This is a genomic window from Legionella worsleiensis (assembly GCF_001467535.1).
Taxonomy (GTDB): domain Bacteria; phylum Pseudomonadota; class Gammaproteobacteria; order Legionellales; family Legionellaceae; genus Legionella; species Legionella worsleiensis.
Window position 1 is genome coordinate 51,997 of record NZ_LNZC01000020.1, and the last position, 11,786, is coordinate 63,782.

The following is an 11,786-nucleotide window of genomic DNA, read 5'->3' on the forward strand; positions in this document are numbered from 1 at the left end:
TGGGCATGTTTGGCTTTAAGAAAAAACAGGATAATGAAGCAATTAAAGAATTAGTTATTCTGGCATTAAAAGGTGTTTTTGATCCTGAAATTCCAGTCAATATTTATGACTTGGGATTGATTTACGATGTAGCCATCAATGATGAAGGTCATGTCGATGTTAAAATGACGCTGACCACTCCAGGTTGTCCTGTTGCACAAACTTTTCCGGGTACGGTTGAGCAGGCTGTAAATCAGGTTGAAGGGGTGAGTGATTGTACTGTTGAGTTGGTTTGGGAACCACCCTGGTCTCAGGAGCGCATGACCGAAGCGGCACGATTGGAGTTGGGGATTTTTTATTAATGACAGCAGAGTCTTTATGGCGGCCCTCAGCATCTATTGACGTGTTGCGCCAACGAGCGGCTTTTTTAGCTAAAATACGCCAGTTTTTTGTGGGCAGACACTATCTGGAAGTGGAAACACCAATCATGGCGCAATTTGGTGTTACTGATGCCTACCTCTCAAACATTAAAGCAACTTTTAGGGGAGAAACTTATTGTTTGCAAACTTCCCCTGAATACCACATGAAGCGTTTGTTGGCGGCTGGCAGTGGGCCTATTTTCCAGTTGGCACGAGTTTTTCGCGATGATGAATTGGGGCGCTGGCATAATCCTGAATTTACTTTATTGGAATGGTATCAGTTGGGTATTGATCATCATGCCTTAATGGCGGAAATGGATTTGCTGCTGCAACATGTGCTTAAGACCAAGCCAATGATCAAAAAAACCTATCAAGAAGCATTTTTAGACAGTTGTGGACTGGATCCGTTTAATGCATCAATAGAACACTTTAAAAATATATTGGTACAAAACCAACTGGATTCGGTTTTGTCTCCTCAAGAGCAAGATAGAGATCAGTATTTATTTTTGTTGATGAGTCATGTTGTTGAGCCTTTTCTGGCGCAAGAACACGCTCCTGTCGCAGTTTATGACTTTCCCACATCCCAAGCGGCGCTGGCTAAAATTAACAACGGTGTTGCCGAGCGTTTTGAGGTGTATTATCAGGGTGTGGAATTGGCTAATGGTTTTCATGAACTGACAGACGTTGATGCCCAGGCAAAGCGATTTGCCCAGGATCTCGAATTGAGAGCGCTTCACGGTTTACCGGAGGTTCAAGCCGATGAGTTCTTATTACAGGCTTTGGCGCATGGTTTGCCTCCATGCAGCGGCGTTGCTTTGGGTGTAGACCGATTGTTTGCCTTGGCACTAGGACAGCCCAGAATAACAGACATTCTGTCTTTTGATTTTTCAAGAGCCTGAGCTGTTTTGCTGAAAAAGTCACAATAAACTGACTTTACGCATGCACCCCTATGCATTTGTATTTTACCGGGGTATACAAATCCCGGTTGCGAACAGCTAAGCCTTTTTTTTAAAAATAACTCCCCATCCTGAGCGCAGCGAGGGATCTCCCTGTAGTGGTACACTCTCTAACATATTGGAATTTAAAGTGTATTCCCTGTCGGGATTAAACCACTTCAATTTCAACAGGCGCAAGTCCTTTGATACCGAGTTTTTGCGCTGCACCATAGGATAAATCGATTATCCGGTTTGATACAAAGGGTCCTCTGTCGTTAATTCTAACCACAATAGATTTACCATTATTCAGATTTTTTACCCGTACTCGGGTTGAAATGGGTAAGGTAGGATGTGCCGCCGTCATGGCGTATTTGTTGAACCGTTCTCCATTGGCTGTTTTTTTGTGTTTGGGATTTGTTCCATACCAGGACGCCGTTCCCTTCGCTTTGTAATTTTTGGCAGACTTCATCACATGATATGTTTTCCCTTTGATTTTATAATGGTAGGATTCATTGGTTTGCTGATGCGTACAGGCTGCCAGCAGCATAGGGAATAACATGGCAATAAGGCGTTTGGTCATCATCGATAGTGTGTAATTATTCATAATATTATATTCTCATTCCTCTATAGAGTTTCAGTTTTAGCGAAATGAGCCATTGTCAACGGCTTAATTCGAGGCTCGCTTTGTGCATTAAGTGGACGCAGCGCCGCCTTTTTTGCTAATAAAGATGCCAATAATAACACATTTTTATCATAAATTCAGGCGGGGTAGAAAAACGTCGCTTCATGTTTGTTATAAAACAAATTTAAAACACGTCCGTTTGGGATTTCTTGAAATGGTCTGATCGACGCTAAATCGTTTTTACCTTGGAGCTTAATCGTAAAAATTAATTGTTTTGCTTTGCCGGATTCTATCCATTTTTTTATGAGCGTATACGCTCGGTCAGGATAACACGCTACATCCGAAAGGACCCAATCATAGGGTTTATCCAAAGCATGAGGTTCCAGGGCAAAAGCGCTTTGTTGCAAGAAATGCACCCCGGGCAGCCTCGCTATTTTTTCATCCAGCTTAGCCTTATCAACGGCGGTTACGGTGGCACTGAGTGACTGCATGACGTAAGTCCAGCCACCTGGTGATGCCCCCAAATCCAACGCAGTATCTCCAGCTTTGGGATAGACTCCCAATAAAAACAACGCCTCCCATAATTTCAAATAGGCTCTATTTGGCGGATTGATTTTATCTTCTATAAAAAAACACGCCCCTTGTGGCCATTTTTTTAAGCGTTTGGCACTATAAACCAGAGTATTGTGATCCAGGAGACAAAAAACACCAAGTTCTGGCAATTCTATCTCGGGTCCAAAATGACGATCAAGTAAGGGGTATTTACGCAACTGGCTTTCAATCAGCCGGGATCTTCTGATGTGGCTTACCGGATGCAGATACCAGAATTTACCGGCTTGGCGCAGAATGTTAACTGCTTCAGAAATAGACTGAAATGTAATACGCACTGGCTCAAGCCAGATATCCTGAGCAAAGCAAACATTGGTTTTTTTGAGAGGAGAAAAGACCAAATCACCGACCAATTGGGTTTTAACGCCCAATTCTTCGCAAAGCGCAGTACGAAATTCAGGTTTGGTGACATAAACAGCAGCGAGATTATTCATGGTTTTTGCAAGAATTTAAAACATGCAAAGTATACACTATGCGGACAGGATTAAAAGCGCTCTAATGTTATTGCACCAACCGCCCGACCTAAGCTTACTTGCAAAATAATTTAACAACATTATAATGCGCATTATTTTAACGATTTGATGCAGAAAAGACAATGATGACAGAAGCCGAGATAGAAGCCGAACTGAAACGCACTGGCTGGAATTTTATTGGTCAGGGAACATTCAGTCAGGTCTACCTGTCGCAGAACGAATTGACCATTAATGGACAAACCTGTCACTGGGTAATAAAAAAACCACGGATAAGCTCCTCTCTTTCTGCGCCGGGGCGGGTGGTAAGAAAATGGAATGAAACCAATCGAGAGCGCCCGGCCTTTGTATCAAAACATGGCTGGATTGCGCCTTATATGGGAGATGTTGAGGCTACAGATGAGCAAATAGCTGCTGCATTAATCGAGATATATCAGCGAACAGGTCACATTATTGCCGATGCCTGTTCCCCAAAAAACTTCCTGTATCATAACGGTGCTGTTTATTGTGTTGATTTTGATAATGCATTTAACAGACTCTCAATAGAGTCCAGGAAAATTTCGTTTTTTACGAATCATCATTACACGCTATATTTCAAGGGGGTGGAGAAGCAGGGATTTCCCATATCCATTGCGGTCATTAGAGCTTTGGGCTATCTGGAAATGCAGTATTCTTCGGAAACCATCCGCACCCAAATGATTGAAAAGGGTTTTTTAACCCTACGAATTCTCCAAATCATTGCCAACTATCACCAGTGCAGATCGGTAGTGCCTGAGCTAATCTCGCACCTCCCTGTTTTGGCTCGTATTGAACAGCTTGATCCGGGTAATCGTATTCCAAACCGATTGATAGACCCTTCTTTTGTTACGAACATAGCTGATGGTATAACTGACGATACAACGCTCGAGTTATTGGAAGAGTGGCTTATCACATACATGATGGTTGCTCCCCAATTAAAGAACCGGGCAAATTTACCTCCCTTACTCGATTTATACGGCTGCTCCAACGAAGAGCGCCCCTTGTGGCTTGTTAAAAACGAAGATGTGTATGCTATCCGGCTTCTGTTCAAATACGACAGAAGCGGCATTCCTCAACACTTCTGTGGTATCACCTTGTTACACCATGCAGCAGCATTGGGAAAATGCGCCAGTTTACGGGAGTTAATTGATTTAGGCGTAGATCTCTACGCCAGAACAGCATTTCTTAATCGGCCAGAAGAGGAACAAGAGTCTGCCCTTGAATTTGCGATCAAGTCAGGGCATGGGCAGGCTGCGAAAATGCTGATAGATGCGGGATATCAATCTGAAGAGCGTACACACGAGTTGCTGGAAATGAGTAAAAGAAATCCACAGAATGGACTCACACTTTTTATCTTGACGGCACAGGAAAATATGCCTGAGTTGTTGGAACGCTTGCTTCAGGTAAACCCCGACTTCATTAATAAAACCGATGCGTCTGGCTGTACGGCTTTAATCCATGCCGTAATGAGAGGACACTTGAATATTGTACACTATCTGGTTGGACAAAATGCCTGCACTACCGTAAAGACCGCATTTTCGTCATCCGAAAAAGGGCATGACTTTCTGAATGAATTTACATTAGCTGACTGGGCGCTTTATTATGGCCATCAACATGTCTTTGAGTTGTTCTCTTTTATGCGTTCGATCATCATCGAAAATGATTACATTAAACCAGCGAATTTGGATGATGCGTTTTTAAGAAGCGACCTGGCAAAAATCCAATGGCTAATTCCTCAGGGCTCACCACTGTTGAAAAAAATAATTAATGCAATGGGTACCCCCCTGCATCTGGCCATAATGCACAAACAGGAGGCCATCGCCTGTTATCTGGTTAAAGCCGGTTCAGATCTTGCAATCAACTCAACTCAACTCACAGAGCAACTCCTCCAAACCAGAATGCCTGGCTGACGGCTCTGCACCATGACGCTAAAGATGTGATACGCACCTGTCTGGAGCACGCTAATGATTCGTTGATAAAACTCGACCCTACTGGAGCGATCATGCAAGCAGCAAGACTTGGTTTACTGGAATCCGTTAAACTTATTATTGCCTCTAAGCCCCAGCTGATTAACTGGACTGACCAGCAAAACCGCACCCCGCTGTCCTGTGCAATTATCAATGGGCATATTAATATTGTTCGATTCCTGATCGAAAGCGGTGCCCAACTGGATGTTTGCCTTAGAATTTTTGATGATGCGTATATTCCCGAAACACCGTTTAATAACTGTTCGCCCCTCGATTTGGCACGCAGATTAGGCAATCCCGACATGATAGCGTTATTGGAGAATGCAAAAGCCCAACCGGCAAAGACTGCGAGTGACCGTGTCTCGCCTCTGCATTTTTTTGCTGGTTCGTCGTCGGCATCGAGCAGCTCACAAGAGCACTCTTCTTTGAGACAGGATTCATCGAGTTCATGGACAGATTGGTAGCCGCACTATGAATATTCTTGGGGGAGTTTCTTTAAGGGTCTGTATTGTTCGCTAATTCTTCGTTTAACCGCAGCTTTTCTTGGGGGCAGCAAACAGGAAAGTGCTACAGAGGTTAAATAAGGCAATCCTATTAAAACGAGTATGTGTTTTAGTGTTCCAGAAACGATAGCATCCATGAAACTGGATAGAATCAGCAGGTATTGAACCATACGGTTTTTGATGAAATCAGGGATCAACAGTTGGGTCATTTTTTTTATCCATTATGCGCTGGTTTTGCCTCGAGCTCCTGAATTTTACCCTTTAATATTCTGGTGAATTCAGGCGGGTAGGGGCTGTTATCTATTGGCTTTGGGGTTAATTACAAATCCATTTACTCTCCGCAATGATGGAGTACACTTCATTGTCGCCTATGACTATATGGTCGAGTAAACGTGCATCGACTAACTCTAAGGCGTCACGAATCCGTTCGGTTACAGCAAGATCCTGGTGGCTGGCATCAGAAACGCCTGAGGGATGATTGTGCGCCAGAATCAAGGCTGCGGCATTGAGTTGCAGAACCCGCTCTATTATGGGTCTTGGGTGTACCGAGGCTGCGTTAATGGTTCCTGAAAATAATTCTTCGTAGGCTATTATTCGGTGTTGATTATCCAGATAAAGTGCAGCGAAGGTTTCGTTTTTATAGTCACGCAATCTTTTTTTCAAATAGGCGTAGGTTTGCTTGCTGTTGGTAATCTGGGTTTCTTTTTGTAAGTGAATAAAGTCACTGCGGCGACAAATTTCTTTTACTGCTTGTAATTGCAGGTAACGAACCTCCCCAAGACCAGAGATTTGCTTGAAATTCTGCACCGAGGCGTTCAGTATGGCTCGTAAATCGCCAAGATGTTTAATCAGATCATAGGCTAATTGCAGGCATGATTTTTTTCCGCTTCCTGAACTGATAAAAACAGCTAATAATTCCGTATCAGAAAGGCTTTGCGCACCGTAGTTAAGTAATTTTTCACGCAGATCAAGCTGCGGTGTTGATTGGACAACCGTCATTTTTGTATTCCTTTTTTATTCCTTTATTGCGAAGTTTGTGCTTTGATCGGGGGTATTCTTATAAAAAATGGTCAGTCATGCAAGATTTTATTAATAAAAAAATTCTTCTTGGAGTTTGTGGCGGTATTGCTGCTTATAAATCAGCTTATCTGGTCAGAGAGTTAACTCGACTTGGCGCTGATGTCAAAGTGGTTATGACTCAGTCTGCCGCACAATTTGTAACCCCTTTATTAATGCAAGCTTTATCAGCGAACGAAGTGCGAACCGATTTATTTGACAGGCAATCAGAACATGCCATGGGACACATTGAATTAGCACGATGGGCGGATTATTTCCTGATTGCTCCAGCCTCAGCGAACTGTCTTGCAAAAATGGCTCAGGGTCTAGCAGATGATTTATTGTCTACTTTGTATTTGGTTGCAGAGACCCCGGTACTTGTTTGTCCGGCTATGAATCGCAGTATGTGGGCACACCCTGCAACCCAGGCAAATTACGCCCTGCTCAAACAACGTGGTGTCATTTTTGTTGGACCAGAAGAGGGAACTCAGGCCTGCGGTGAGCACGGGTTAGGTCGAGTTAGTGAAGCAGAACAGATAATCAGCGCATTACGATTACATGAGGTGCATCAGCTTTTGTCAGATAAACAGCTCTTGATCACCGCAGGCCCTACACGTGAAGCATTGGATCCGGTTCGTTATTTAAGTAATTACAGTTCTGGCAAAATGGGCTTTGCACTGGCAGAGGCTGCAGCCATGGCCGGAGCTCGGGTTACAATAATCAGCGGGCCTAGTACTTTATCTGTTTCGGCAGGAATAGAACTGGTTCGAGTGGAGTCTGCACAATCCATGCATGATGAAGTGATGCAGCGTTTACACCCAGGGATTGTATTTGTTGGTGCAGCTGCAGTTGCTGACTATAAAATAGCAACTCCGGCAGTTGAGAAAATGAAAAAAAATAAACAGGAAGAGCTCACGCTGCATCTTATCAGAAATGTCGATATTCTGAGCACCGTTGCTGCCAGCGGCAAGGCCGCTTATGTTGTCGGATTTGCTGCTGAAACGAATGATGTAGTGCACTATGCTCGAGAAAAATTAATACAAAAAAATCTCGATATGATCATCGCCAATCAGGTAGGAAAAGGCATGGGCTTCGAGACAGATGACAATCAAGTGAGTGTGATCACAAAAAACAACCAAATAGATCTCCCCATGTGCAACAAAACACGACTCGCCGGACAAATTATTGCAATCCTTGCTGCAACTCTGCAAAATGGCGCTCATTAAACTTATTGGATTTTATGATGCAGCAGGTAATACAATTAAAAATTCTTGATTCACGAATAGGCGATACCATTCCCTTACCTACTTACGCTACTGGCGGTTCTGCTGGTTTGGATATGAGGGTATGTATTTCTGAACCCATTCAAATTGCTCCGCAAGAAACGGTACTATTACCCACAGGATTGTCCATATACATTGCAGATCCCAATTTGGCAGCCGTCTTGTTACCTCGTTCAGGATTGGGACATAAAAATGGCATTGTTTTAGGCAATCTTGTTGGATTGATTGATTCAGATTATCAAGGGGAATTAAAAATTTCCTGCTGGAACCGAAGTCAGGATTCTTTTACCGTTCACCCCGGTGAGCGGATTGCTCAACTGGTTTTTGTCCCTGTGGTGCAGGCTGCCTTTGAGGTAGTGGATTCATTCACCGAGAGCAGTCGTGGTGAAGGCGGTTTTGGCAGTTCTGGGAGACATTAGACTATGTATGAGCAAGTACGTATCCCTCGGTCGGTTTTTCGTGCCTACGATATCAGGGGCGTCATAGGCCAGGATTTGGATGAGCACTCTTTTTATACTATAGGTTTGGCTCTGGCCTGTTTTTTACAGTCTTTGCATAGAACACAGATTTATCTGGCTCGTGATGGGCGCCTTACCAGTCCTGGTTTATCCCAGGCGTTAAAAACAGGACTTTTAGACAGCGGAATTGATGTCGTTGATTTGGGTGCTGTTGCAACACCGGTCATGTACTATGCGACCCATACCCAAGGTTTGGATTGTGGATTAATGGTAACTGGCAGTCATAATCCGGCCGACTATAATGGCATTAAGATGGTTTTGGCGGGTAAAACATTAATTCAGGAAGATATAGATACCCTCTATGAGCTGGTTCTTGAACAGAAACGCATTCACGGCAAGGGGAGCGAAATCCAGTTTGATGTCTTGCCACATTATATCCAGCGTATAGTCAGTGATATAGACCTAAAACGTAGATTAAAGGTTGTGGTTGATTGCGGTAATGGTATTGCCGGTCCAGTAATTCCTGCGGTGCTTACTGAATTAGGCTGTGAGGTAATCCCTCTATTTTGTGATGTAGATGGACGTTTTCCCAACCATCATCCCGATCCGACTATAGAATCAAATCTGCTTGATTTAAAGAAAGCGGTAGCGCAACATCACGCCGATATAGGATTAGCATTTGATGGCGATGCCGATCGTTTGGGTTTGATTACCAATGCTGGAGAAATGATTTGGCCTGATCGTTTGATGATGCTTTTTGCTCAGGAGGTATTAAGCAGAAATCCCGGAGCTACTGTCGTTTATGACGTTAAATGCAGTGCACATCTTGGGCAAATGATTACCGATGCCGGCGGAAAAGCGAAAATGTGCCCTACTGGACATTCTATAGTCAAGGGGGTTATGAAAGAAGAGCAGGCGGCTTTAGCGGGTGAGATGAGCGGTCACCTGTTTTTTAAAGACAGGTGGTTTGGATTTGATGACGCCCTCTACAGTGCCTGTCGTTTATTAGAAATTATCAGTGCCTCTGATTTAACGGTCAGTGAGCAATTTAAACGTATTCCTGACAGTATTAATACCCCTGAATTAAAGATCGCAATTGTCGAGGATGAAAAATTTACGTTTATGAAACGGTTTAGTGAACATGCAGATTTTCCCGGCGCACGAATGATCACTATTGATGGTTTACGTGTCGAGTTTCCCAATGGCTGGGGTTTACTCAGAGCGTCCAATACGACGCCTTGTCTGGTCGCCCGGTTTGAAGCCGTTGATGCCGAGAGTTTGTTGCAGATTCAATTGATCTTTAAAAAGCAAATTCAACTATTTGACGCCAATCTGGTTCTGCCTTTTTAGCAGGAAAGATCACGTTCTTTAGGCCGTTTAGCCGCATGTGGTGCATGCGGCCTTACTTTGGGGAAAACCTTTTTGGTGTATTTTTCTCTTCCTGTTGGTCAGAAGCGCTTTGAGTGGCACCGAACAAGTGATAGGCATTCAATTGAGGTTGGCCTTGGACCGTATTAAGCAGGCGGTTTAGTTCTATTTTGGTTGATGATTTACCGTACAATCCACGAATCGCTCTGACTATCCACAAATTACTGCGTAATTGACTGATAAAGAGTAACTCTGGAGCTATAGGATTATTTTTCGTTCCATTGAGATCTTTTTTTAACCGTTTTATTTCGTTTGGTGTGAGGTTTTCCAGATGCTGTTTAATGGTATTCACTGCAATTATTTTTTTAATTTTCAGGTTTAAATTGGAGTCCTGGCTTATTTCGCCTATAACCTTTTTTAAATCAGCATAATGGTTTATCTTGCGATCATAATAGCGGGAGTGAAATCGGTACTGTTCTAAATTAATTCTTTTTGATTTCAACACCTCTGCAACTTTGGGCGTCATTTTTGCGCCTTGTGACAACAAATGTTTCATAACACATAATGGGTCGTTGCCTGGATTGGTTTGCTCAGAGTATGGAGTATATGTTTGGGCTTTTTCGGCTGCAACTTCAAGAGGTGTTTGGCCTGCGGCATTAGTCATTTTAAGATGTTCGCCAAATGCTTTTTGGCTTTCATCAAAGCGGTATTGCCCAAGGCGAATAAGCACATGCAAGGGAGTATCACCTTGCTGAAATATAGTTGCATTTTGAGAATTAATCGATGTTAAACAGGCCTTGTATTGATTGTTGATTGCCTTTTGCATCTTATCTATTGAATCTTTATGAGAATGCAATGTTTCTGTCATGTAGTGCTCAAATTCCATTTTAATGTCGTTTACATCGTGTTTACCGTCTTTGCTGTTTAAATAAGCGTGAAATTCTGGGATAGACAATAACACGGCTCGTAGCTTGATAAGACGTTCGTTTGTTGCCTGGGTTATTAAATTAATTTCTGCAGCATCTTTGGAATCAGTTGGATTCAAATGCAGGCTTAAAGCGTCTCTCATCAGTTGCTCAGGAGTCATGATGCATTTAAGGAATCGCTTCCATTTATATCTATTGAATTGAGGATCGTGTTTTAAGTTGATGAAGGCATTTCGCTCTTGAGTATCGATGTATGCTTTATCATCGTTAAAATGAATCATATACCGGCCATAGGTTGGCCAATAATGATTGGCAGAATCCTGAAGATCTGGGAAATTAATTAAATCCCTGGCTGTAATGTTGAATGATTTATTGCCATAAGACCAATTGGGAACCCGTGAATCAATAAAGGACATAATGCTGTCACTGAGCATTAAATCGTGATCTATATTAAAAAGGACGACATGCGGCTTGTTGTCTTTCATGACAGTATAAAAACCCATGTTTCCTTTGTGGAGATCATCCTCCTCAAGAGTGAATTTGTTGACAAACGTATTGGCAACCGAATCCATATCTACAGTGAGGTATCCTTGTTTTCTTTGTTCCATCAAGGTGTTGAAAAATCCGTGTGGCAGTTGATTAAAAAACTGAACCGGGATTTCTGACGATTGTTGGACTGCGATTGGGCTCAATTGATAACGCTTGGTTGCTGATGAGTATTCAATTTTTTGGAACTTGGCTTGAGTTATATTCACTTGTTTTGCAATAGACAGATGGATGTGTAAGGAGGCTACACCTGTAACAGCGTTGCTTTGTTTATTACGCACCAAACCATAAACGGGCGTTGAATGGCTGAGCATAAAAAGACGAGCTAACTCGCTAAATGCGACTTCTTTGACTGATGCATCAGGATTATTGTTTTTGTTTTTTTTGTAGATAATCGGCACAACGGTTCCATCGGGCAGCCTAAAGTTTAAATTGTGCGTTTCATGCCCTGATTTTTTTGGGCCAGAATGTTCTAATGGAACGTTTATGTCATAAAATAAATGAGGATCAGGCATCAGCTTATCCACCATTATGGTAAATTATTAATCTATTTTAAGGGTAGCATAATAAAATTAACAAATTATTAAATTAGATCAAAGTGAATTAATAAATTACATATTATGTTTT

The 11,786-nt window shown here is 42.6% G+C and carries 12 protein-coding genes; 7 read left to right on the forward strand and 5 right to left on the reverse strand.

The annotated features are described in order from the left end of the window. The first annotated feature begins 5 nt into the window (after positions 1 to 5). Together Lwor_RS08410 and epmA are read left to right on the forward strand one after the other, a co-directional pair. The gene (locus Lwor_RS08410) at positions 6 to 341 is read left to right on the forward strand and encodes an SUF system Fe-S cluster assembly protein (RefSeq protein ID WP_058493443.1); all 336 of its coding nucleotides are present in this window, start codon (positions 6 to 8) and stop codon (positions 339 to 341) included. Continuing rightward, positions 341 to 1,297, forward strand: a complete 957-nt coding sequence (epmA, locus tag Lwor_RS08415) for an elongation factor P--(R)-beta-lysine ligase (protein WP_058493444.1) — start codon at positions 341 to 343, stop codon at positions 1,295 to 1,297. The genes Lwor_RS08410 and epmA overlap by 1 nt, the downstream gene beginning before the upstream one ends. A gap of 205 nt (positions 1,298 to 1,502) precedes the next feature. On the opposite strand, the gene Lwor_RS08420 is transcribed toward epmA, so the two are convergent. Both Lwor_RS08420 and Lwor_RS08425 read right to left on the reverse strand, forming a co-directional pair. Next, on the reverse strand, positions 1,503 to 1,937 hold the full coding sequence (locus Lwor_RS08420) for a septal ring lytic transglycosylase RlpA family protein (protein WP_058493445.1): 435 nt from the start codon (positions 1,935 to 1,937) through the stop codon (positions 1,503 to 1,505). A 155-nt stretch (positions 1,938 to 2,092) separates the two neighbouring features. After that, positions 2,093 to 2,998, reverse strand: coding sequence for an SAM-dependent methyltransferase (locus Lwor_RS08425; protein WP_058493446.1), 906 nt, complete (start codon positions 2,996 to 2,998; stop codon positions 2,093 to 2,095). Positions 2,999 to 3,159: 161 nt separating this feature from the next. On the opposite strand from Lwor_RS08425, the gene Lwor_RS08430 reads away from it, so the two are divergent. After that, a complete protein-coding gene (locus Lwor_RS08430; protein WP_083501597.1) occupies positions 3,160 to 4,962 on the forward strand; it encodes an ankyrin repeat domain-containing protein in 1,803 nt (600 codons plus the stop codon). Between the two features lie 26 nt (positions 4,963 to 4,988). Further along, a complete protein-coding gene (locus Lwor_RS08435; RefSeq protein ID WP_162262300.1) occupies positions 4,989 to 5,483 on the forward strand; it encodes an ankyrin repeat domain-containing protein in 495 nt (164 codons plus the stop codon). Between the two features lie 5 nt (positions 5,484 to 5,488). Here the strand turns inward: Lwor_RS08435 and Lwor_RS08440 are convergent, their stop codons facing one another. Both Lwor_RS08440 and radC read right to left on the reverse strand, forming a co-directional pair. Beyond that, the gene (locus Lwor_RS08440; protein ID WP_058493449.1) at positions 5,489 to 5,731 is read right to left on the reverse strand and encodes a hypothetical protein; all 243 of its coding nucleotides are present in this window, start codon (positions 5,729 to 5,731) and stop codon (positions 5,489 to 5,491) included. 106 nt (positions 5,732 to 5,837) lie between these two features. Then, positions 5,838 to 6,521: a RadC family protein gene (gene radC, locus Lwor_RS08445; protein WP_058493450.1), complete on the reverse strand. Its 684-nt coding sequence runs from the start codon at positions 6,519 to 6,521 to the stop codon at positions 5,838 to 5,840. Between the two features lie 77 nt (positions 6,522 to 6,598). Here radC and coaBC point away from each other — a divergent pair, with 77 nt between their 5' ends. Genes coaBC through Lwor_RS08460 form a run of 3 tightly spaced genes read left to right on the forward strand, consistent with a single transcriptional unit; the run spans position 6,599 to position 9,669 of the window. Continuing rightward, on the forward strand, positions 6,599 to 7,804 hold the full coding sequence (coaBC, locus tag Lwor_RS08450) for a bifunctional phosphopantothenoylcysteine decarboxylase/phosphopantothenate--cysteine ligase CoaBC (protein WP_058493451.1): 1,206 nt from the start codon (positions 6,599 to 6,601) through the stop codon (positions 7,802 to 7,804). A 17-nt stretch (positions 7,805 to 7,821) separates the two neighbouring features. After that, positions 7,822 to 8,280 carry a dUTP diphosphatase gene (gene dut, locus Lwor_RS08455; protein ID WP_058493452.1) on the forward strand — a complete coding sequence of 153 codons (459 nt, stop codon included), beginning with the start codon at positions 7,822 to 7,824 and terminating at the stop codon, positions 8,278 to 8,280. Between the two features lie 3 nt (positions 8,281 to 8,283). Then, the gene (locus Lwor_RS08460; RefSeq protein WP_058493453.1) at positions 8,284 to 9,669 is read left to right on the forward strand and encodes a phosphomannomutase/phosphoglucomutase; all 1,386 of its coding nucleotides are present in this window, start codon (positions 8,284 to 8,286) and stop codon (positions 9,667 to 9,669) included. Between the two features lie 52 nt (positions 9,670 to 9,721). Here Lwor_RS08460 and ankK read toward each other — a convergent pair whose 3' ends face one another. Next, on the reverse strand, positions 9,722 to 11,674 hold the full coding sequence (ankK, locus tag Lwor_RS08465; RefSeq protein ID WP_058493454.1) for a Dot/Icm T4SS effector AnkK/LegA5: 1,953 nt from the start codon (positions 11,672 to 11,674) through the stop codon (positions 9,722 to 9,724). Positions 11,675 to 11,786: the final 112 nt, after the last annotated feature.

Bases quoted from the DNA above. Each gene is read 5' to 3' on its own strand.
- Lwor_RS08410 (WP_058493443.1), top strand. From the start codon at position 6: ATGTTTGGCTTTAAGAAAAAACAGGATAATGAAGCAATTAAAGAATTA.
- epmA (WP_058493444.1), top strand. From the start codon at position 341: ATGACAGCAGAGTCTTTATGGCGGCCCTCAGCATCTATTGACGTGTTG.
- Lwor_RS08420 (WP_058493445.1), bottom strand. From the start codon at position 1,937: ATGAATAATTACACACTATCGATGATGACCAAACGCCTTATTGCCATG.
- Lwor_RS08425 (WP_058493446.1), bottom strand. From the start codon at position 2,998: ATGAATAATCTCGCTGCTGTTTATGTCACCAAACCTGAATTTCGTACT.
- Lwor_RS08430 (WP_083501597.1), top strand. From the start codon at position 3,160: ATGATGACAGAAGCCGAGATAGAAGCCGAACTGAAACGCACTGGCTGG.
- Lwor_RS08440 (WP_058493449.1), bottom strand. From the start codon at position 5,731: ATGACCCAACTGTTGATCCCTGATTTCATCAAAAACCGTATGGTTCAA.
- radC (WP_058493450.1), bottom strand. From the start codon at position 6,521: ATGACGGTTGTCCAATCAACACCGCAGCTTGATCTGCGTGAAAAATTA.
- coaBC (WP_058493451.1), top strand. From the start codon at position 6,599: ATGCAAGATTTTATTAATAAAAAAATTCTTCTTGGAGTTTGTGGCGGT.
- dut (WP_058493452.1), top strand. From the start codon at position 7,822: ATGCAGCAGGTAATACAATTAAAAATTCTTGATTCACGAATAGGCGAT.
- Lwor_RS08460 (WP_058493453.1), top strand. From the start codon at position 8,284: ATGTATGAGCAAGTACGTATCCCTCGGTCGGTTTTTCGTGCCTACGAT.
- ankK (WP_058493454.1), bottom strand. From the start codon at position 11,674: ATGCCTGATCCTCATTTATTTTATGACATAAACGTTCCATTAGAACAT.